This window comes from Corallococcus aberystwythensis (assembly GCF_003612165.1).
Taxonomy (GTDB): Bacteria; Myxococcota; Myxococcia; order Myxococcales; family Myxococcaceae; genus Corallococcus; species Corallococcus aberystwythensis.
The window spans coordinates 31,278-53,151 of the sequence record NZ_RAWK01000001.1 but is presented as its reverse complement, the minus strand read 5'-3'; the positions used below and the strand labels follow the sequence as shown (position 1 = coordinate 53,151).

Genomic DNA, 21,874 nt, shown 5'->3' with positions numbered 1-21,874 from the left:
TCAAGGGCCGTTTCCGCTCCCATCCAGGGCCCGCAGGCGCAGGGTGATCCGCTCCGCCAGGGTGGCGACGTGGGGCTCCTGGAGCAGGGAGAAGTGATCGCCCGGCACCTGGCTCACCGTCAGGCCGCCGGGCGTCCACGTGGACCAACCACCCTCCGCGGCCCGTGAAGGGTCGCCCGCGTGCACGGCGGCCTGGAAGAGCTCGGCGGGGCCCGTGTAGGGGCTGGCGGGCACGTAGCCGCGATTCGCCTCGCCCAGCCGTTCGTGGACGGCGAAGAGGCGCTCCATCTGCCCGGGCTCGAGCCCTCCCGCGGCGGGGAGCTGACGGAGCACCTCCATCATCCCCGGCACCAGCTCCGAGTCCGGCACCGCGCTCAGCTTCTCCAACTCCTGCGCGGGGACGTCCTGGAGGGGGAACCCGGCCATCCGGCCGAAGGCGGCCAGCCGTGCCAGCGGCGGCGGTTCGGGTTCCCGCTGTCCTGACGGCGCGGTGCTGTCGAACAGGGCCAGCCACTCCACCTGCTGTCCCTGGGACTGGAGCTGCCGCGCCATCTCGTACGCCACGCGTCCGCCCATGGACCACCCCGCCAGCCGGTAGGGGCCGTGGGGCTGCACCTCGCGCACCTGCTGCACGTAGAGACGGGCCAGGGACTCCATGGACGTAGGAGGCAGCACGCCTCCCTCCAGGCCGGGGGCGAAGAGGCCGTGGATGGGCCGCTCATTGCCCAGCTCCCGGACGAGCCTGGAGAAGCTGAGCACGCCACCCCCACCACCGTGGACAAGGAACAACGGCCGGCGCCGAGGATCCCCCGTGTTGAGCCTTGCCACGTTGGGGGCGTTGCCCTGCGGCCCTGACGAGGGCTCCAGCCGGGCGGCGAGCCGCGCGACGGTGGCGCCCTGGAAGAGCGCGGACAGTGGGAGCGACTGGCCCGTGCGCTCGCGAAGGAGTGCCATGAGGCGTACGGCGAGCAGGGAGTGGCCACCGAGCGCGAAGAAGTCGTCCTCGGCGCCGACGCGCTCCAGGTGGAGCACCTCCGCGAAGGTCCGTGCCAGCAGCTCTTCCAGCGGACTGCGCGGCGCGACGAAGCGGGCGAGGGACTCGGAGGCATCCGGCGGTGGCAGGGCCTTGCGGTCCACCTTGCCGTTGGGGGTGAGCGGCAGCGCGTCCAGCAGCACGAAGGCCGCGGGCACCATGTACTCGGGGAGCGTCTGGAGGAGGTGGGCGCGCAGGCTCTCGGTGGTGGGCTTCGGGACCTCCGCGTCCCGCGGGACGACGTAGGCGACGAGGCGCGTGCCGCCCGGGACGTCCTGTCGCGCGAGGACGAGCGCTTCGTGCACGGAGGGATGCTCGCGCAGGGCGGAGGCGACTTCTCCGGGCTCCACGCGGAAGCCTCGCACCTTCACCTGGAAGTCGGCGCGGCCGAGGAACTCGATGCGGCCGTCCGCGAGCCAGCGCACGCGGTCTCCGGTGCGGTACATGCGCGCGCCCGGCATGTCGCTGAAGGCATCTGGCAGGTAGCGCTCGGCCGTGAGGTCCGGGCGCGTCAGGTAGCCGCGCGTCACCTGGGCTCCGCCGACGAAGAGTTCTCCGGGCACGCTCACCGGCGCCAGTCCTCCCATCGCGTCGAGGACATACAGGCGTGAATGCGCCAGCGGACGCCCCAGCGGGACGGAGGAAGGCCGTGGCTGGGACGGCGGCAGCGCCACGCGGCCCGCCAGCACGCCGACGGTCGTCTCGGTGGGGCCGTAGTGGTTGTGCACCTCGCAGCCGGGGGCCAGCGCGTGCACCGTCTCCAGCAGGGCCCAGGGGGTGGACTCGCCCCCCAGCACCAACCGCTTGCGGGGCAGGACCTGCGCGGGCACCGGCGCGGTGAGCAGCGCGGCGAGGTGCGAGGGGACGACCTTCATGCAGTCGACCGGGTGGCGCTGGAAGTAATCCGCGAGCGCCACGGGATTGCTGGCGCACTCCTGGGTGAGGACATGCAGCAACCCGCCAGTGCACAGGGCCGGGAAGAGGACGGTGTTGCCCAGGTCCGCGACGAAGGTGGAGACGAGGGCGAAGCTGGCGCAGGACTCCAATCCCAGACGCTCGGTGGCGGCGTGGACGTAGGTGGCGAGCTGCGCGTGGGCGACGGCCACGCCCTTGGGCCTGCCAGTGGAGCCGGACGTGAAGAGGACGTAGGCCAGCGAGTCCGGAGGGGGGTCGCCCGGAGGTGCGTCGGTGCGCATCCGCGCCAGCGTCCCTGCATCCGCGTCCATGCGGATGACCTGCGCGGAGGACGCAGCGAAGGCAGCCGCGTGGCGCGACACCGTCACGACGACGGGCGCGGCGATTTCCCGCACCAGGGACTGTAAGCGCAGGGCGGGCTGGGCCGGATCCAGCGGCACATACGCCCCGCCGGCCTTCCAGACACCCAGCAGCGCGACGACGGTCTCCACGGAGCGATCCAGGCAGAGGGCCACGCAGGAGTCGGTGCCGACGCCGAGCGAGCGCAGGTGCCACGCGAGTTGGTGCGCCCGCGCCTCCAGCTCTCCGTAGGTGATCACCTGGCCGTCACACGCCACCGCCGGACGCTCCGGATGGAGTGCCGCCTGAAGCGCGATGAGGGCCGGCACCGTGGGAGCCTGCGAGACGGGCGCTCCGGAGGTGACGAAGTCCTTGAGCAGGACGGAGCGCTCCTCGCCGGTGAGCAGGTCGAGGTCCCCCAAGCGCGAGTCCGGTGAAGTGAGCGCCGCGGTGAGCAGGACGCGCAGGTGCTCCGCCATGCGCGCGATGGTGGATGGGGCGAAGAGGTCCGCGCGGTAGCCGAGCGTGCCCACGAGCCCCTCGGGCGTTTGCGTCAGGGACAGGGTGAGGTCGGTCTTGGCGGTCTCGGCGTCCCGCTCCAGGGGCAGCAATGCCAGACCTGGGAGCGAGAGCGTGGCCGCGGGCGCGTTCTGGAGCACCAGCATGGCCTGGAAGAGCGGCGAGTGGCCGAGGCTGCGCTGGGGCTGCAACTCCTCGACGAGCTTCTCGAAGGGGACGTGCTGGTGGTCGAAGGCGGACAGGGTGGTGGAGCGCACCTGGGCGAGCAACCGCCGGAAGGACGTGCCGGGCTCCAGCCGCGAGCGAAGGACGAGGGTGTTGACGAAGAAGCCGATGAGGCCCTCGGTCTCCGCCTGGGTGCGGCCCGCGATGGGCGAGCCGACGACGATGTCGTCCTGGCCGGAGTAGCGCGACAGCAGCAACTGGAAGACGGCCAGCAGGGCCATGAAGGGGGTGACGCCCTCGCGCTGGCAGAAGGCCGTGAGCGATTCGGACAGCGACAGCGGGAGGTGGATGGGAAGGGATGCGCCCCGCTGTGTCCGCACCGCGGGACGAGGCTTGTCGGTGGGCAGCTCCAGCAGGGCCGGTGCGCCGGAGAGCTGCTGCTTCCAGTAACCCAGTTGCGCTTCGAGCACTTCGTCCCGCAGCCACCCGCGCTGCCAGACGGCGTAGTCCGCGTACTGCACGGGCAGGCCACTCAAGGGCGAGGGCCGGCCCTGGGCGAAGGCTGCGTAGAGCGCCGCCATCTCCCGCACGAACACATCCATGGACCAGCCGTCGGAGACGATGTGATGCATCGTCAGCAGCAGCACGTGCTCTCGTGGGTCGAGCCGCAGCAAGGAGGCGCGCAGCAGCGGCCCGCGTGCGAGGTCGAAGGGACGCAGGGCTTCCGCTGAAGCCAGGCGCCGGGCTTCGTCATCGCGCTCGGGGAGGTGGGCCAGCTCCTCCACGGCCAGGTGGAAGCCGGTGGCCGGGTGGATGTGCTGGACGGGCTCCGCGTCACGCAGGGCGAAGGTGGTGCGCAGGGACTCGTGACGGGCGATGAGGGCGCGGAAGGACTGATCCAGCGCGGGGACGTCCAGGGCGCCCTGGATCCGCAGGGCGAATGAGATGTTGTAGGCGGCGCTGCCGGGTTCGAGCTGATCCATGAACCACAAGCGCTGCTGAGCGAACGACAGCGGCACGGCGTCCTTGCGCGGCATGGGGAGGAGCGGAGGCGGCGCGGGAAGCTCCACCCGCCCCTGCGCCACCAACGACCGGTACACCCCACGGGCCCGCTGGTGCAGCTCGGCCCAGGTGAGCGTCCGTCCCTCCAGCTCCGCGGCCACGCTGTCCGGTGTGATCCGGGCCTGGGCTTCGATGAGGCGATGCAGGCACGCGTCCGCCGGAGTGATGGCGGACAGCTCGCGCTCCGGGTGGAACAGCAGGTGCCGCTCACGCGCAGTCAGCAGGGGCAGCGCATGGAGCGGCTGGTCGGGCTGTGCGAGCGCCCCCTCCAGCAACACACGCAGGTGGTCCACCATCCGCGCCGCCGTCGAGGCGTCGAACAGGTCGGTGCTGTACTCCAGTTGTCCCCTCAACCCCTGTCCTCGGTCGCTGATGGACAGCGTCAGGTCGAACTTCGCGGCGCGGTTCTCGACCTTGAGTGCGCCCATCCGCAGCCGCGGCCCCATGACCTCCGGCATGGGCGCGTTCTGATACGCGAGCATCACCTGGAAGAGGGGCGCGCGGCCGGGGGCGCGGTCAGGCCGCAGTGCCTCCACCAGCTTTTCGAAGGGCACGTCCTGATGGGCGTAGGCCCCCAGCGTCACGTCCCGCACCCGGGCGAGCAACGCACGGAAGTCAGGCACTCCGTCCAGCTTCGTGCGCAGGACCAACGTGTTCACGAAGAAGCCGATGAGCCCCTCCAGCTCCGCATGCGTGCGGCCCGCGATGGGCGAGCCGAGCACGATGTCGTCCTGTCCGGAGTAGCGCGACAGCAGCAGCAGGAAGGCCGCGAGCACCACCATGGACGGGGTGACGCCCTCGCGCCGGCAGAGGGCGTGCATCGCGTCCGACAGCTCGGGGGGGAACTGGAAGGAATGCGCGCCGCCCTGGGAGATCCGCACGGACGGACGGGGCCGGTCCGTGGGCAGCTCCAGCGCTTGGGGCGCATCCTGGAGCTGCTGCCGCCACCAGCCGAGCTGTGCCTCCAGCAGTTCGTCGCGCAGCCAGCCGCGCTGCCAGAGGGCGAAGTCCGCGTATTGGACCGGGAGGGGTTCCAGGAGCGCGGGCCGTCCCTCGGCGTGAGCCGTGTACAGCGCTGTCAGCTCCTGGACGAGGACCCCCATGGACCAGCCATCCGAGATGACGTGGTGCAGGGTGAACAGCAACGCGTGGCGCTGGCCGGACAGGCGCACGAGGAGCACGCGCCAGAGCGGGCCGGTCTCCAGGTCGAAGGGCCGCCAGGACTCGTGCTCGATGAGGCGCTGGAGCGCGGCTTCGCGCTCGGCCTCGGGCAGGGCGCTGACGTCCGTCCAGGCGGCAGGCAGTGCGGACTCCGCGGTGATGACCTGGACCGGTTGGTGATCGCGCTCCTGGAACGTGGTGCGCAGCGATTCATGGCGCTGGTGCAGGTCGCGCAGGCCGCGCGCGAGCGCCGGCACGTCGAGGAATCCGTCCAGGCTCACGGCGACCGGGAGGTTGTAGTTCGTGCTGTCGGGGTCCAGCTTCGCGAGGAACCACAGGCGTTGCTGAGCGAAGGAGAGCGGGGCGGGATCCTGTCCGGTGCGCGCACGGAGCGGTGGTACGCGCGCCGCCGGGCGGTCCAGGGTCAGCGCGTCGATGCGGCGGGCCACGGCGTCAACGGTGGCGGAGGCGAAGAAGTCAGGGAGGGAGAGCTCGACACCAAAGTGCTGGCGGACGCGCGAGAGCACCTGGGTGGCGCTCAGGGAGTGGCCGCCCAGCTCGAAGAAGTCGTCCTCGCCGCCCACCTCCGCGACGTGGAGCACGCGGCCCCAGAGCGCCGCCAGCTCGCGCTCGGTGCCGGTGCCCGGCGGGCGGGTAGGGACGCGGGGCTGCGAGGCTCCCGGGGCGGGCAGGGCCTTGCGGTCCACCTTGCCACTGGGTGACAGCGGCAGGGCGTCCAGCACGACGAAGGCCGCGGGCACCATGTACTCCGGCAGCACTGCGTGCAGACCCGCGCGCAGTGCACCCACGTCCACTGCGCCAGCGCCGCCGTCGCGCACGACATAGGCGACGAGGCGCGGGTTTCCGGCCACGTCCTCGCGCGCCACCACCACGCCCTGCCGCACGGCGGGCTGCTGCTCCAGCGCGGCTTCAATCTCTCCCAATTCGATGCGCAGGCCGCGCACCTTCACCTGCGCGTCGCTTCGGCCAAGGAACTCCAGGTTGCCGTCCGGCAGGTAGCGGGCCACGTCGCCCGTGCGGTACAGCCGCGCGCCGGGAGTGGTGCTGAACGGGTCAGGCAGGAAGCGCTCCGCGCTCAGCGTGGGCCGGGCATGGTAGCCGCGCGCCAGGCCTTCTCCCGCCAGGTACAGCTCTCCGGCGACGCCCATGGGCACGGGATGGAAGCCGTCATCCAACAGGTAGACCCGGGTGTTGGCGATGGGCCGTCCCAGCGGCACCGTCCTGCCCGTGCTGGAGGTGGGGCAGCGGGCCGACGTCGCGTCGATGGTGGCCTCGGTGGGGCCGTAGAGGTTGACCAGGGTGACGAGGGGCAGCCGTGCGCGGAGCCGTGGCTCCAGCTCCGCCGGAAGGGCCTCGCCGCCGCAGAAGAGCCAGCGCAGGCTGGTGGCCCGCGACAGGCCCGGTTCGTCCAGCAGAGCCCGCAGCAGTGACGGCACGAGCTGGAGCACCGTGACCTGGCTCCGCACCACGGTGTCCAGCAGCAGGGCGCCATCGCGGTGCGCTTCTGGAGGCGCGATGATCAGCCGGCCTCCCGACATGAGGGACGCCCAGCATTCCCACACCGAGGCATCGAAGCTCAGGGGTGTCTTCTGGAGCACCCGGTCGTCGGGCCCCAATCCGAAGGCGGTGATCAGCCACGCCATGTGATTGACGAGCGCGCGATGGGGGATGACCACGCCCTTGGGCTGTCCCGTGGAGCCGGACGTGTAGAGGACATAGGCCGCGTTCCCGGCGTCAACGCCGCTGTCCAGCACGTTCGCCAGGAGGGCCGCTTCGGAGTCCACGCACACCACGCGCGCATCCCTCACGGGGAGCCGGTCCATCAGGTGCCGCTGGGTGAGCAGGACGTGTGGCGCGGCGTCCTCCCACATGAAGGCCAGTCGTGCAGGGGGATAATCGGGTGCCAGCGGCACGTAGGCTCCGCCCGCCTTGAGGATCGCGAGCAGGCCCACGGGCAGCTCCAGGGACCGCTCCAGCATCACGCCGACGCGCACCTCCGGCCCCACGCCCAGCGAGCGCAGGTGGCAGGCGAGCCGATGGGCCCGCGCGTCCAGCTCCCGGTAGGTGATCGTGGTGCCCTCGAAGGCGACCGCCACGGCCTCCGGCGTACGCTCCACCTGCGCCGCGATGAGGCCGTGCAGCGTGGCATCGCGAGGGAAGTCCGTCGCCGTCGCGTTCCAATCGAAGAGCACCTGCTGCCGCTCGGCATCGGTGAGCGGGTGCGTCCCGGCGGAGTCATCGCGCGGTTCCACCGGATGGGGCAGCGCCGCGACCTCCTCCAGCGGGAGCATGGGCAGTGAAAGCGCGGGGCCTTCACTCCGCCGCGAGGAGGCCGGCGCGCCCCTGCCTTCAAGGGCCGCGTCGATGCGCGCGGAAAGAGCCTCGACGGCCGGGGCATCGAAGAGGGCGCGCAGCGGCAGCTCCACTCCGAAGGCTTCGCGGATGCGGCTGATGGCCTGGGTGGCCAGCAGGGAATGCCCGCCCAGGTCGAAGAAGTCGTCGCTTGCACCCACGCGCCGGGAATTGAGCAGCCGCTGAAACAGCGCGGCGAGGCGCTCCTCGGTGGGCGTGCGGGGCGCGATGTATCCGCTCGCGTCGCGGGAGAGGTCCGGCGCGGGCAGGGCCTTGCGGTCCACCTTGCCATTGGGGGTCAGCGGCAGGACGTCCAACGGCACGAAGGCCGCGGGCACCATGTACCCGGGCAGGTGCTGCTGGACGTGGGCACGCAGGGACTCCAGGTCCAGACCGGTGGCCCCGGTGCTCCCCACCACGTACGCGACGAGGCGCTTGTCGCCGGGGACATCCTCCCGGGCCAGCACCACGGCATCCTTCAGCGATGGGTGCCCGCGCAGCGCGTGCTCGACTTCACCCAGCTCGATGCGGAAACCGCGCAGTTTCACCTGTGCGTCCGCGCGGCCCACGAACTCCAGCGTGCCGTCCTCGCGCCAGCGCACCACGTCGCCCGTGCGGTACAGCCGGGCTCCGGCCTCGCCGCTGAATGGGTCTGGCACGAAGCGCTCGGCGGTCAGCGCCGGGCGGCCTGCGTAGCCTCGCGCCACGCCCGCGCCGCCCACATACAGCTCGCCCTGCACGCCCACCGGTACCGGTTCGTCACGGCCGTCCAGCACGTAGGCGCGCACGTTCGCGAGCGGCCGGCCGATGCCAGGCACGCGCTCGTCCGCCACGCATTCGGTGAGCGTGGCCACCACCGTGGCCTCCGTCGGGCCATAGGTGTTGAGGAAGCGCCGGCCGGGCGCCCAGCTCGCCACGACCTCGCGTGGCAGGGCCTCGCCTCCGGAGATGACCGTGCGCAGCTCGGGCAATCCGTCCGCGGGCGTGGCCGCCAGGGCCGCGGGCGTGAGGCTGATGACGGTGAGCGCCTCCTCGCGCAGCAGCGTCCGCAGCGGCTCACCCGGCATCAGCTTGTCCAACGGCGCCAGCACCAGCGTGGCCCCGGCGCACAGCGTGGTGAGGATCTCCTCTACCGACAGGTCGAAGCTCAGGTTGGCGAACTGCAACACGCGGCTGCCGGGCCCGATGCCGTAGGCCACCGCTTCGTGCGTCACCAGGTTGGCCACGCTCCGGTGCTCCACCGCCGTGCCCTTGGGCGTGCCGGTGCTGCCGGAGGTGTAGAGCAGGTAGGCCAGGTGACGCGGCGTCACCGCCGTCTCCGGCGCCTCCGGGAGTTCCTGCTCGAGCGCCTCGCGCTCCAAGTCCAGACAGAGGGCTTGGTCGCGGTGTGCCTTGGGGAAGCGGTCGCGCAGCGCGGCCTGTGTCACCAGCAGCTTCGCGCCGCTGTCCTCCAGCAGGAACGCCAGCCGTTCGCGCGGCAGCAGCGGATCCACCGGCACCCAGGCCCCCCCGGCCTTGAGGATTCCCAGCATGCCGATGACGACGTCCAGTGAGCGCTCCACGCTCAGGGCCACGCGCACCTCGGGCCCGACACCCCGGCGGCGCAGCTCGCGGGCGAGCTGGTTGGCCCGTGCGTCCAGCGCCGCGTACGTCAGGCGCGTGCCCTCGAACGTCGCGGCCAGCGCGTGCGGCGTGCTCCGGGCCCGCGCCTCGAAGAGCGAGTGCACGCAGGCGTCCGGGAAGTCCGCGCGCGTGGCGTTCCAGTCCCCCAACACCTGGCGGCGTTCATCCACGGTCAGCAGCGACAGCGAGGACACGGGGCGCTCGGGCGCGGCCACCAGGGACTCCACCAGCCCCCGCAGGTGCCGAACCATCCGCTCGGCGGTGGAGGCGTTGAAGAGGCTTGCGTCGTACTCCAGCACGCCCGTGAAGCCGTGCTCGGTCCGGCTCAGCGACAGCGTCAGGTCGAACTTCGCGGCGGGGCTCGCCTGCGGAAGGTGGCGGAACGTCAGCCCTGGCACGGAGAGCTCCGCCGGGGGCGTGTTCTGGAGGATGAACATCACCTGGAACAAGGGGGCCTGGCGCAGGTCGCGCATCGGCTGGAGCTGTTCGAAGGGCACGTGCTGGTGCGCGAACGCACCCAGCGCGGTGGTGCGCACGCGCATCAGCAGCTCTCGCACGGTGGGGTCGCCGTCCAGGCGGGTGCGCAGGACCAGGGTGTTGAGGAAGAAGCCGATGAGCCCCTCCAGCTCCGCGCGGTTGCGGCCGGCCACGGGCGAGCCCACGCAGATGTCGTCCTGTCCGGAGTAGCGCGACAGCAGCAGCTGGAAGGCCGCGAGCAGGAACATGAAGGGCGTGAGGCCCTCGCGGACGCAGAGCGCTTCCACCGCTTCGGACAGCTCGCGCGGCAGCACCACGGGCAGCAGGCCCGCGCGCGCTTGGGTGTGGTGCGCGCGGGGTCTGTCGGTGGGCAGCTCCAGCGCTCGCGGAGCCCCGTCGAGCTGCCGCCGCCACCACGCGAGCTCCTCCTCCAGCACGTCGCCTCGCAGCCACTGGTGCTGCCACGCGGCGTAGTCGGCGAACTGCAGGGGCAGCGGAGACAGGGCGGCGGGCGTTCCGGAGGCGAAGGCCCGGTAGAGCTCCGCCACCTCGCGCACCAGCACGGTCCTGGACCAGCCGTCGGAGATGATGTGATGCAGGGTGAGGAGCAGGACGTGCTCCTCCGCGTCCAGGGTCAGCAGGGATGCGCGCAGCAGCGGTCCCGTGGCCAGGTCGAAGGGGCGCAAAGCCTCGGCTTCGGACAGCCGCCGTGCTTCTGGCTCGCGTGCGTCCTCGGGCAGCGAGCGCAGGTCGCCGCGCTGAAGGGCCAGCGGAGACGGGGGGGCGATGAGCTGGACGGGGCCCTCGGCCGCGGCGCGGAAGGTGGTGCGCAGGGCTTCGTGCCGGTGCACCAGTGCTTCGAGCGCCTGGCGCAGGGCTTCGACGTCCAACGCGCCGGACAATCGCAGCGCGAGCGGCACGTTGAACGCCGTGCTGCCGGGCGCGAGCTGTTCGAGCAACCACACCCGCTGTTGCGAGTACGAGGCGGGCAGTGCCTGGGCGCGAGGCACGCGCTGGATGGGAGGGGCCGCCGCGAGCTGCCCGGACTGGAGGGCCGCGTCGATGCGAACGGCCAGGGCCGCCAGGGTCGGTGCCTCGAACAGCGCCCGGAGCGGCAGCTCCACCCTGAAGGCCGCGCGCAGGCGGGAGACGAGCTGGGTCGCGAGCAGCGAGTGGCCGCCCAGCTCGAAGAAGTGATCCTCCCGCCCCACGTGCTTCACGCGCAGCACGTCCGCCCAGAGGCCCGCGAGCAGCTCCTCGGTGGGCGTGCTGGGGGCGGCGTACCCGGAAGAAGACGCGGCTTCGGGCGCGGGCAGGGCCTTGCGGTCCAGCTTGCCGTTGGTGTTGAGCGGCAGGGCGTCCAGCAGGACGAAGGCCGCGGGCACCATGTACTCGGGCAGGTGCTGCTTCAAGTGGGCCTTGAGGGTGTCCGCCTCCAGGAGGTGGCCTTCCGTCGCGGTGACGTAGGCGACCAGGCGCCTGTCACCGGGGGCGTCCTCACGCGCCAGCACCACGGCCTCGTGCACCCTTGGATGCTGGAGCAGCGTGGCTTCGATTTCGCCCAGCTCGATGCGGAAGCCGCGCACCTTCACCTGGAAGTCGGCGCGTCCCACGTAGTCGAGCGTGCCGTCCGCGCGCCACCGCGCGACGTCACCCGTGCGGTACAGACGCGCGCCCGGGTTGCCGGAGAAGGCGTCGGGGATGAAGCGCTCGGCGGTCAGCGCGGGGCGGCCCAGGTAGCCGCGCGCCACGCCTTCTCCGCCGATGAAGAGCTCACCCGAGACGCCCACGGGCACCGGGTGGAGGGTCCCATCCAGCACGTAGACGCGGACGTTGGGCAGGGGCCTTCCGAGCGTCGGCGTGGGCGAGGCGTCGAACGCGCACGCGGTGGCGTCCACCGTGCACTCGGTGGGGCCGTAGACGTTGAAGACGCGCAGGCGCGCATTCGCGGCGAGCTGGCTCCAGGTGGCCGGGTCCACGGCCTCTCCGCCCACGAGGACGCGGCGGGGGACGGATTCGCGCGTGAGCAGTCCCTCCTCCACGAGCAGGCGCAGGTGTGCCGGTGAGCAGTCGAGGACGTCCAGGGAGTCCCGGGCGATGCGTTTGAGCAGCTCGCCCACGTCGGCCCGTGCCTCATCCGGGACGATGCAGAGGGTGTGACCGTCCAGCACCTGGATCAGCTGCTTGACGGAGGCGTCGAAGGAGAGCGGCGCGTTGACACTCACCCGCTCCGCCGTTCGCGCGCCGGCGTGGACGGTGCTCGCCAGCGCGAGGCGCAGGTTCAGCACGGAGCGGTGCTGGATCATCACGCCCTTGGGCCGGCCGGTGCTGCCAGAGGTGTAGATGACGTAGGCCAGGTGCTCCGGGGACACGCCGGTGGCAGGAGCCTCCCGGGACTCGCGGGCCAGGTCCGCCACGTCGGAGTCCAGGCAGACCGCATGCGCGGTGTGGGGAGGGAGCGAGTCACGCAGCCGCTGCTGGGTGAGCACCACCGGAGCCCCCGTGTCCTGGAGGACATGGGCGATCCACTCACGCGGGTAGCTGGGGTCGATGGGCACGTAGGCGCCGCCGGCCTTGAGCGTGCCGATGATGCCGACGAGGGCTTCCACGGAGCGCTCCACGCAGAGCACCACGCGCACGTCGGGACCGACACCCAGCGTCACGAGCCGGTGGGCCAGTTGATTGGCGCGCGCGTCCAGTTCACGGAAGGTGAGCTGCTGAGCACGGCAGATGACGGCCAGGGCGTCAGGCGTGCGAAGGGCCTGGGCGGCGAAGACTTCGTGGATGCAGGTGTCGCGCGGGAACCCGACGCGGGGGCCATTCCAATCGGTCAGGAGCTGCTGGCGCTCCGCTTCGGTGAGCAGTGGCAGGTCCGCGAGTGCCGTCTCCGGCGCCGCCACGATGGCTTCCAGCAGCACGCCCAGGTGGCCCGCCATGCGCTGGACGGTCGACGCGTCGAAGAGGTCCGTGGCGTACGTCAGCGTGCCGGTGAAGCCCCGTGGGGAGTCCTGCAATGACAGGGTGAGGTCGAACTTGGCGGTACCGGTGTTCACTTCCACGGCCTGGAAGGACAGGCCGGGGATGCGCAGCGCTTCGGCGGGCGCGTTCTGCAACGAGAACATCGCCTGGAAGAGCGCGCTCCGGCTCAGGTCGCGCGTGGGCTGCACCGCTTCAACGAGTTTCTCGAACGGCAGGTGCTGGTGCTCATGGGCCGCGAGGGTCGTGTCTCGCACCTGCGCGAGCAGTTGGCGGAACGCCACCTGGGGCTTCACCCGGGCACGCAGCACCAGGGTGTTGACGAAGAAGCCGATGAGGCCTTCGGTCTCCGCCTGGGTGCGGCCCGCGATGGGCGAGCCGACGACGATGTCATCCTGACCGGAGTGGCGCGACAGCAGCACCTGGAAGGCGGCCAGCAGGGCCATGAAGGGGGTGACGCCCTCACGCTGGCAGAAGGCCGTCAGCGCCCCGGAGAGCGCCAGCGGAAGGTGGATGGGAAGGGATGCGCCCCGCTGTGTCCGCACGGCGGGACGGGGCCTGTCGGTGGGCAGCTCCAGCAGGGCCGGTGCGCCGGAGAGCTGCTGCTTCCAGTAGCCCAGCTGCGCTTCGAGCACGTCGTCCCGCAGCCACCCACGCTGCCAGACGGCATGGTCCGCGTACTGGATGGGGAGGGCCTGGACTCGCGGCGTGCGGCCGGAGGAGCGCGACTCGTAGAGGGAAACGAGCTCCCGGACGAGGACGCCCATGGACCAGCCGTCGGAGACGATGTGGTGCATCGTCACGAGCAGCAGGTGTTCGTCCGCTGCCAGCTTCAGCAGCGACGCGCGCAGCAGCGGTCCGCGTGCGAGGTCGAAGGGACGCAGGGCTTCCGCTGAAGCCAGACGCCGGGCTTCGTCATCGCGTTCGGACAGGTGGGTCAGCTCCACCACGGCCAGGTGGAACCCGGCGGCGGGGTGGATGACCTGGACGGGCTCCCCGTCGCGCACCTCGAAGGTGGTGCGCAGCGATTCGTGGCGAGCAATGAGGTCGCGGAAGGACTGCTCCAGCGCCTGGACCTCCAGGGCCCCTTGGATCCGCAGGGCGGAGGGGATGTTGTAGGCGGGGCTGCCGGGCTCGAGCTGATCCATGAGCCACAGCCGCTGCTGCGCGAACGACAGCGGCAACGCACCCACGCGGGGCACTGGCACGAGCGGTGGTAGCGGGCTGCTGTCCTGCCGTACGGTGTCGTCGATGCGCCGGGCGAGTGCCTCCAGCGTGGGCGCTTCGAAGAGGGTGCGCAGCGACAGCTCGACCCGGAGCGTCCGGCGCACGCGGGAGGCGAGCTGCGTGGCCAGCAGGGAATGTCCACCCAGTTCGAAGAAGTCATCCCGTGCGCCGACGCGGGGAACGCCGAGGACTTCGGTCCAGAGTGCAGCGAGCTTCTGCTCGGTCGGGGTGCTCGGTGCGACGTATCCGGAGGACGCAGCGGAGGCCCTCGGTACAGGCAGGGCCTTGCGGTCGACCTTGCCATTCGGAGTGAGGGCGAAGGCGTCCACAGGCATCCAGAGGGAGGGCACCATGTGCTCGGGCAGGTGCGCGCGTGCGTGTTCACGCAGCGCCCCCGTGTCGACCGCGCACCCGGGCCGGGGCTGCACCCACGCCACCAGCCGGTGCTCACCCGAAGCGTCGCGGTGCGCTCCCGCCACCGTCTGCTTCACGTCCGGATGGCGTGAAAGGACGGCCTCCACCTCTCCCAGTTCGATGCGGAAGCCGCGCACCTTCACCTGGAAGTCGGTGCGGCCCAGGAAGTCGAGCGTGCCGTCCTGCCGCCAGCGGGTCAGGTCCCCCGTGCGGTACATGCGGGCACCCGGCACGCCGGAGAAGGCATCGGGGACGAAACGCTCCGCGGTCAGCTCCGGACGCTGGAGGTATCCACGCACCACGCCTTCGCCCGCGATGAACAGCTCGCCAGACACGCCCGCGGGCACCGGCTGCCCCCGCGCGTCCAGCACGTAGAGCCGGGTGTTCGCGATGGGCGCGCCGATGGGGACGACGGCGGGGAGCGCGCCGGAAGGCACGCGGTAGGACGACGAGTAGACCGTGGTCTCCGTGGGCCCGTAGAGATTGAGCAGCGTGACGTCAGGCAGCCCGGCGAGGAGCTGGTGTGCCAGCGGGCCGGGCAAGGCCTCACCGCCCGCCCCGAGATGGCGCAGGCTCCCGAGCAGGGCGAGAGCCTCCGGCGTCAACACCGCGCTGCGCAGGAAGGACGGCGCGGCCTGCAGATGGGTGATGGCATGGCGGCGCAGCACGTCGGGAAGCGACCCCTTCGCATCGAAGAGGACGACCTCGAAGCCGAGCGTCAGGGTCCAGAGAAGCTCCTGGGCGTGGATGTCGAAGGAGACGCTGGAGGCCGCGAGCCAGGTGCCGGGCACGGTGCCCAGCATCCGGTCCGTGGCGCCCATGAGGTGGGCCACGGTGCGGTGGGGAACCATGACGCCCTTGGGCCGCCCCGTGCTGCCCGAGGTGAAGATGATGTAGGCGATGGCGTCGGGAGGAATGCGCGCTGACGGCGGGTGCAGGGGCTGGAGCGCGACGTCGTCCCATTGCGTGTCCAGGCACAGCACCCGGGCCTCGTGGACCGGCACGCGTGACAGCCACCGTTCCTGCGCGAGCAGCACCGCGGGGCGTGCGTCCTCCAGCATCCAGGTGAGGCGCTGCGCCGGGTAGGCGGGGTCCAGCGGGACGTAGGCACCGCCGGTCTTCAACGTGGCCAGCAGCGCCACGACAAGCTCCAGCGAGCGCTCCAGCAGGATGCCTACGCGAACCTCCGGCCCGACACCCCATGTGATGAGGGCGTGCGCGAGCTGGTTGGCGCGTGTGTCCAGCTCCCGGTAGGTGAGCGTATGGCCTTCGAACGCGAGCGCCACCGCCTCCGGCGTGCGCCGCACCTGGGCTTCGAACAGCTCTGGCAGCAAGGCATCGCACGGGAATTCGGCGTGGGTGTCGTTCCAATCAAAGAGCACCTGCCGGCGCTCGGCGGCGTCCAGGAGCGGCAGCTCGGACAGGCGAGAGTTGACGTCCCGGGCGACGCCCTGGAGCAGCGTGCGCAGGTGTCCCAGCAGGCGCGCGACAGTGGCCTCATCGAAGAGGGCCGTGCGGTACTCGGCGGTGAGGCGCAGGCCGTGCGATTCCTCGGAAGCAATCAGCGTCAGGTCGAAGCGGGCAGTGCCGCCATCCACTGGCAACGGCTCCATGCGCAACCCGGGAAGGGACACGGCGGACATGGGCGTGTTCTGCAAGGCGAACATCACCTGGAACAGCGGCGAGTGACTGAGGCTGCGCTGGGGCTGGAGGACCTCCACCAGCTTCTCGAAGGGGACATCCTGGTGGGCGAAGGCGCCAAGGGCGGCGTCGTGCACGCGGCCCAGCAGTTGCCGGAAGGACGGGTCGCCGGAGAGGTCGGTGCGGAGGGCGAGCGTGTTGACGAAGAGGCCGATGAGGCCTTCGAGCTCGGAGCGGGAGCGGCCGGCGACGGGCGTGCCGACGGTGATGTCCTCCTGTCCTGAGTAGCGCTGAAGCAGGACGTTGAAGGCGGCCAGCAGGACGGAGAAGAGCGTCCGGCCCTCATGCAGGGCCACCTGCTTGAGCCGCTGGGTGACGGCAAGCGGCAGCAGCAGCGAAGCGCGAGCCCCGCGTGAGTCGAGCTGTGCGGGACGCGGCCTGTCCGTGGGCAGCTCCAGCACGGCGTGAGGATCCAGATGCTGGCGCCAGTACTGGAGCTGCGCTTCCAGGGCCTCGCCCTGCAACGCCTGACGTTGCCAGGCGGCATGGTCCACGTACTGAAACGGCAGAGGCTCCAGGGGCGAAGGCTCGCCGGACGTGAAGGCCCGGTACAGCTCCGCCATCTCTCGGACCATCACACCCAGGGACCAGCCGTCCGACACGATGTGGTGCACGGTCAGCAGCAGCAGGTGCTCACGCTCTTCCAGGATGAGCAGCGACGCGCGCAGCAAGGGGCCAGTGGTGAGCGCGAAGGGGCGCACGGCCTCTGCTTCCGCGCGGCGGCGCGCTTCGTCCTGGTGCTGCCCGCGCAGGTCGATGACCTCCCATGGAAACACGGAGGGCGCAGAGATGATCTGGACGGGGCCCGAGGGGTCCTCGCGGAATGTGGTGCGCAAGGCCTCATGCCGATGCACCAGCGCTTCGAGCCCCCGGCGAAGGGCGTCGAGGTCCAGCGCCCCGGACAGGCGCAGGGCGATGGGCATGTTGTAGACCGGGCTGCCGGGATCGATCTGCTCGATGAGCCACAGCCGCTGCTGCGCGAAGGACAGCGGCAACGCACCCGTGCGAGGCACCGGCACGAGCGCCGGGACACGAGACGCCAGCACCTGTTCGCCCGACGCGTCGAGGCGCCGGGCCAGCGCCTCCAGCGTGGGGGCCTCGAAGACGGTGCGCAGGGCCAGCTCCACCCCGAAGGCCGCACGCACGCGCGAGACGAGCTGGGTGGCCAGGAGCGAGTGCCCGCCCAGTTCGAAGAAGTGATCGCGCGCGCCGACACGGGGCACGCGGAGCACGTCGGCCCAGAGGCCCGCGAGCTTCGCCTCGGTGGCCGTGCGCGGAGCGATGTATTCAGAGGCGGAGGCCGTGGCTTCAGGCGCTGGCAGGGCCTTGCGGTCCACCTTGCCACTGGGCGTCAGCGGCAGGGCTTCCAGGAGGACGAAGGCGGAGGGCACCATGTACTCGGGCAGCTTCTCGTGCAGACGCGAGCGCAGCGCGGAGGTATCCACCCCTGCGTCGCTCCGGCGTGCCACGTAGGCGACGAGTCGCTTGTCGCCAGCCACGTCCTCGCGAGCCACCACCACCGCTTGCCGCACGCCCGGGTGCTGCTCCAGCGCGGCTTCAATCTCCCCCAATTCGATGCGCAGGCCGCGCACCTTCACCTGGAAGTCCGCACGGCCCACGTACTCGATGGCGCCGTCGGGCAGCCAGCGGGCCACGTCACCGGTGCGGTACAGGCGCGTGCCCGGCGTAGTGCTGAAGCCATCCGGGATGAAGCGCTCCGCCGTCAGCTCCGGACGGCCCAGGTAGCCGCGCCCCACCTGCACACCGCCAATGAAGAGCTCGCCCGGCACGCCCACGGGAACGGGCTGAAGGTGCGCATCGAGGATGCGGAGCTGGGTATTGGCCACGGGCCGGCCAATGGGCACGGAGCGGCGCGACTCGCCCGGCAAGCACTGGTGGAAGGTGACGTCGACTGCGGCTTCTGTAGGGCCGTAGAGGTTGTGCAGTCCGGCCCACGGCAGCCGCCGCAGGCAGCGCTCCGCGAGCTCCAGCGGCAGGGCTTCACCACTGCACACCACGCGGCGCAGGGACGTGCAGGACTCCAGCCCCGGCTCCTCCAGGAAGACTTGGAGCATGGAGGGCACGAAGTGCAGCGTGGTGACGGCTGCTTCGGAGATGAGGCGCGCGAGGTAGGCCGGGTCCTGGTGTCCGCCGGGCTTCGCGAGGACGAGCCGTGCGCCTGTCATGAGGGGCCAGAAGAATTCCCAGACGGAGACGTCGAAGCTGAAGGGCGTCTTCTGCAGGACGACGTCGGAGGGGCCCAGGCCGTAGGCGGACTGCATCCACAGCAGGCGATTCACCACCGGGCCATGGGCATTCATGGCGCCCTTGGGACGGCCAGTGCTGCCGGAGGTGAAGATGACGTAGGCCAGGCCATCCGCGGTGGCGCGCGGAAGCGGCGTGTGCCGGGGATTGAGCGCGACGTCTTCCCACTGCGTGTCCAGGCACAGCACGCGGGCTTCATGAGCGGGCAGGCGCGACAGCAGGTGCTCCTGGGCCAGCAGGATGGCGGGGCGCGCATCCTCCAGCATCCAGGCGAGGCGCTGGGCGGGGTAGGCCGGGTCGAAGGGAACGTAGGCGCCGCCGGCCTTGAGCGTGGCCAGCAGGGCGACGACGAGCTCCAACGATCGCTCCAGCAGCAGGCCAACGCGAACCTCCGGCCCCACGCCCAATGCGATGAGGGCATGCGCGAGCTGATTGGCCCGTGCGTCCAGCTCCCGGTAGGTGAGCGTGCGGCCCTCGAACGCGAGCGCCACGGCCTCCGGCGTGCGCTCCACCTGGGCTTCGATGAGCCCGTGCAGGGTGGCATCGCGCGGGAAGTCGGCAGCCGTCGCGTTCCAGTCGATGAGCAACCGGCGCTGCTCGGCCTCGTTCATCATTGGCAGCGCGGACACCCGCTGCCCGGCGTCCAGGGCGACCGCCTGGATCAGTGAACGCAGGTGTCCCAGCATGCGCGCGACAGTGGCTTCGTCGAAGAGCGCCGTGCGGTACTCAGCGGTGAGGCGCAGGCCGTGCGGATCCTCGGCGGCAATCAGCGTCAGGTCGAAGCGGGCAGCGCCGCCGTCCACCGGCTGCGAGTCCATGTGCAGCCCGGGAAGGGACACGGCGGACATCGGCGCGTTTTGCAGGACGAACATCACCTGGAACAGCGGCGAGCCATTCATCCGGCGCGAGGGCTGGAGGACCTCCACCAGCTTCTCGAAGGGGACGTCCTGGTGGGCGAAGGCGCCCAGGGCGGCGTCATGCACGCGGCCCAGCAGTTGCCGGAAAGAAGGGTCGCCGGAGAGGTCGGTGCGGAGGGCGAGCGTGTTGACGAAGAGGCCGATGAGGCCTTCGAGCTCGGAGCGGGAGCGGCCGGCGACGGGCGTGCCGACGGTGAGGTCCTCCTGTCCTGAGTAGCGCTGAAGCAGGACGTTGAAGGCGGCCAGCAGGACGGAGAAGAGCGTCCGGCCCTCATGCAGGGCCACCTGCTTGAGCTGCTGGGTGACGGCAAGCGGCAGCAGCAGTGAGGTGCGAGCCCCGCGAGAGTCGAGCTCTGCGGGACGCGGCCTGTCCGTGGGCAGCTCCAGCACGGCGAGAGGATCCAGACGCTGGCGCCAGTAATGGAGCTGCGCTTCCAGGGCCTCGCCCTGCAACGCCTGACGTTGCCAGGCGGCGTAGTCCGCGTACTGCAAGGGCAGGGGAGGCAGGGGCGAAGGCTCGCCGGACGCGAAGGCCCGGTACAACTCCGCCATCTCGCGCACCAGCACTCCCATGGACCAACCGTCCGACACGATGTGGTGGACGGTCAGCAGCAGCAGGTGCTCGGTCTTGGAGAGGCGATAGAGCACCGCGCGCAGCAGGGGGCCTTGCTCCAGGTGGAACGGGATGCGGGAGGCTTCATGCAGAAGGCGCCAGGCCTCCTGTTCGGAATGGCCGCTCAGGTCCACCCCTGGCACGGAGAGCTCAAGCTCGGGGGCCACCCTCAGGAAGGGGCGCCCGTCCTGTTCGATGAAGGTGGTGCGCAGGGAATCATGACGGCGCACCACTTCATCGAAGGCGCGGCGCAGGGCTGCTTCGTCGAGCACTCCGGAGAGGCGGACGGCGACGGCCATGTGGAGGGTGGTGCCGCCGGGGGCCAGCCGCTCCTGGAACCACATGCGCTCCTGGCCGGAAGATGCGGGCGTGCGCGGAGAGGGCCGGACCTTTCCTCGCAACAGTTCAGCCAGTCGCGCACGCTTCGAATCGGAAGGGGCCATGTCCGCGCATACTCCTTGGGGACCCGTGGCAAATCGGGTGCGCGACCGTAACAGCAGTCCCAGGCGCCGCTGATCTTCAGCCGGCGTGCGCGCTCCGTGGACGGCTTCGCGAAGCGGTCCCCGTACGGCGAGCACCGGCCCTCACGCACGCGCCGCGCGACGAACCCCGCCCTGTTCGTCACTCCCGAGGGGAGTCGTTGCTGCTCCGGTGATGCATCGAAAGGCCCGTGACGAGCCGCCAGAACGCCCAGACATGGGACGCGGCCAGCAGGGCGGGCGTCGCCGCCAGGAGCAGCAGCACGCCCGTCATCCGCATCGAGTCACGCATCGCCGGGTCGTCATCCAACCCTGAGGCCTTCGTGCGCCAGCGGTGGCCGGGGCCGGCTGCGCCCTGCTAAGGATTGGCGCCCCAAGCCCATTCAAAGAGAGGTCATCCGCCATGCGTTGGAGCGCCCTGATCTGCCCCGCCGTCCTGGTCCTGAGTGCCTGTTCGGAGTCGTCCGATCCCGACCCCACGCCCAAGCGTCCCTTGAAGGCCGTCCTGTTCCCATACATCCCCGACTCCGCGGGGGACGGCTTCGCCAGCCTGGAGCAGCGGCTGGAGGCCGACTTCGAGAGGGCCCATCCGGACATCGATCTGGACGTCGTGTTCGACGCCAACCTGGATGTCTATGACCTGGATGAAGGCGGAACGTTGAACCAGCTGCTGGGCACGGACGCGTCGGCCGCCCAGGTGGTGGAGGTGGACACGCTGGTGCTCGGCTCGCTCGCGGAGAAGGGATGGATCCAGCCGGTCGCGCTGGAGGCGGGCGTCGCGCATCCCGCGGCCGAGGAGGCCGTCCGCATCTCGGGTCAGAGCTATGGCGTGCCCACCTACCTGTGCACGAAGGTCATCTACTCGCGGACCCCGAACATCCGGTCCGCCACCGACAGCACCTCGCTCGCGCGGATCCTCCGCGAGGCGGCCCCCGGCAAGCGCCCGCTGGTGGCGAACTTCGACGGAAGCTGGACGCTGCCCGCCTCGTACCTGGATGCCTGGCTGGACACGCATCCGGGGGATGCGCTCGCGAGCGCCATCTCCCTGCCGCTGGATTCGCCCACGGTGGGCGCGTTCGCGGAGGTCGTTGACAGCTGCTCAATCGAAGCGGGCGTCAATCCGTGCCTGGATGGCAGCTACGCGGACAACACGGTGGCGGAAGAGGCCTTCGCCACGGGGCAGGCCAACGGCTTCATGGGCTACACCGAGCGCCTCTTCTACATCCTCCAGGCCCAGCCCTCCATGCCGCTCCCGGAGGTCATCTCGGTCCCGCTGGGCGCGGGCTCGGCTCCGGCGGTGTTCGTGGATGCGCTGGTGCTGAACAAGAACTGCGCCGGGACGTGCGCGGAGGACGCCCGGGCCTTCACGTCGTTCATGCAGGCCCCGGAGACGCGCAGCCTGATCGCCTTCAGCAAGGACGCTCCCGATGGCACCCGGCCCCGCTACCTGCTCCAGGCCAACCGCGCCTTCTATCAGCAGGAGCCCGCGCGCTCCGACCCCATGTACCAGCAATACGAACCCATCCTGAGCGGAGCACGGCCCTATCCCAACCAGCGCTTCCCCGAGAACCGGAAGGCACTCCAGGCGGCCCTGCTCGAAGACCTCCAGTGACCG

3 protein-coding genes are annotated in these 21,874 nt (G+C 71.0%); 1 reads left to right on the top strand and 2 read right to left on the bottom strand.

Annotated features, from left to right (window positions below; all coding sequences use genetic code 11):
- Both D7W81_RS00135 and D7W81_RS42190 read right to left on the bottom strand, forming a co-directional pair.
- Positions 1-20,223, bottom strand: coding sequence for a non-ribosomal peptide synthase/polyketide synthase (locus D7W81_RS00135; protein WP_120553266.1), 20,223 nt, complete (start codon positions 20,221-20,223; stop codon positions 1-3).
- Between the two features lie 178 nt (positions 20,224-20,401).
- Complete coding sequence (locus D7W81_RS42190) at positions 20,402-20,551, bottom strand: hypothetical protein (RefSeq protein ID WP_158621375.1); 150 nt, start codon at positions 20,549-20,551, stop codon at positions 20,402-20,404.
- A 111-nt stretch (positions 20,552-20,662) separates the two neighbouring features.
- Here D7W81_RS42190 and D7W81_RS00130 point away from each other — a divergent pair, with 111 nt between their 5' ends.
- On the top strand, positions 20,663-21,871 hold the full coding sequence (locus D7W81_RS00130; protein ID WP_120553265.1) for an extracellular solute-binding protein: 1,209 nt from the start codon (positions 20,663-20,665) through the stop codon (positions 21,869-21,871).
- Positions 21,872-21,874 lie beyond the last annotated feature (3 nt).

What these genes read in the sequence shown, in the direction of transcription:
- D7W81_RS00135 (WP_120553266.1), bottom strand. Translation starts at nt 20,223, where the DNA reads ATGGCCCCTTCCGATTCGAAGCGTGCGCGACTGGCTGAACTGTTGCGA.
- D7W81_RS00130 (WP_120553265.1), top strand. Translation starts at nt 20,663, where the DNA reads ATGCGTTGGAGCGCCCTGATCTGCCCCGCCGTCCTGGTCCTGAGTGCC.
- D7W81_RS42190 (WP_158621375.1), bottom strand. Translation starts at nt 20,551, where the DNA reads ATGCGTGACTCGATGCGGATGACGGGCGTGCTGCTGCTCCTGGCGGCG.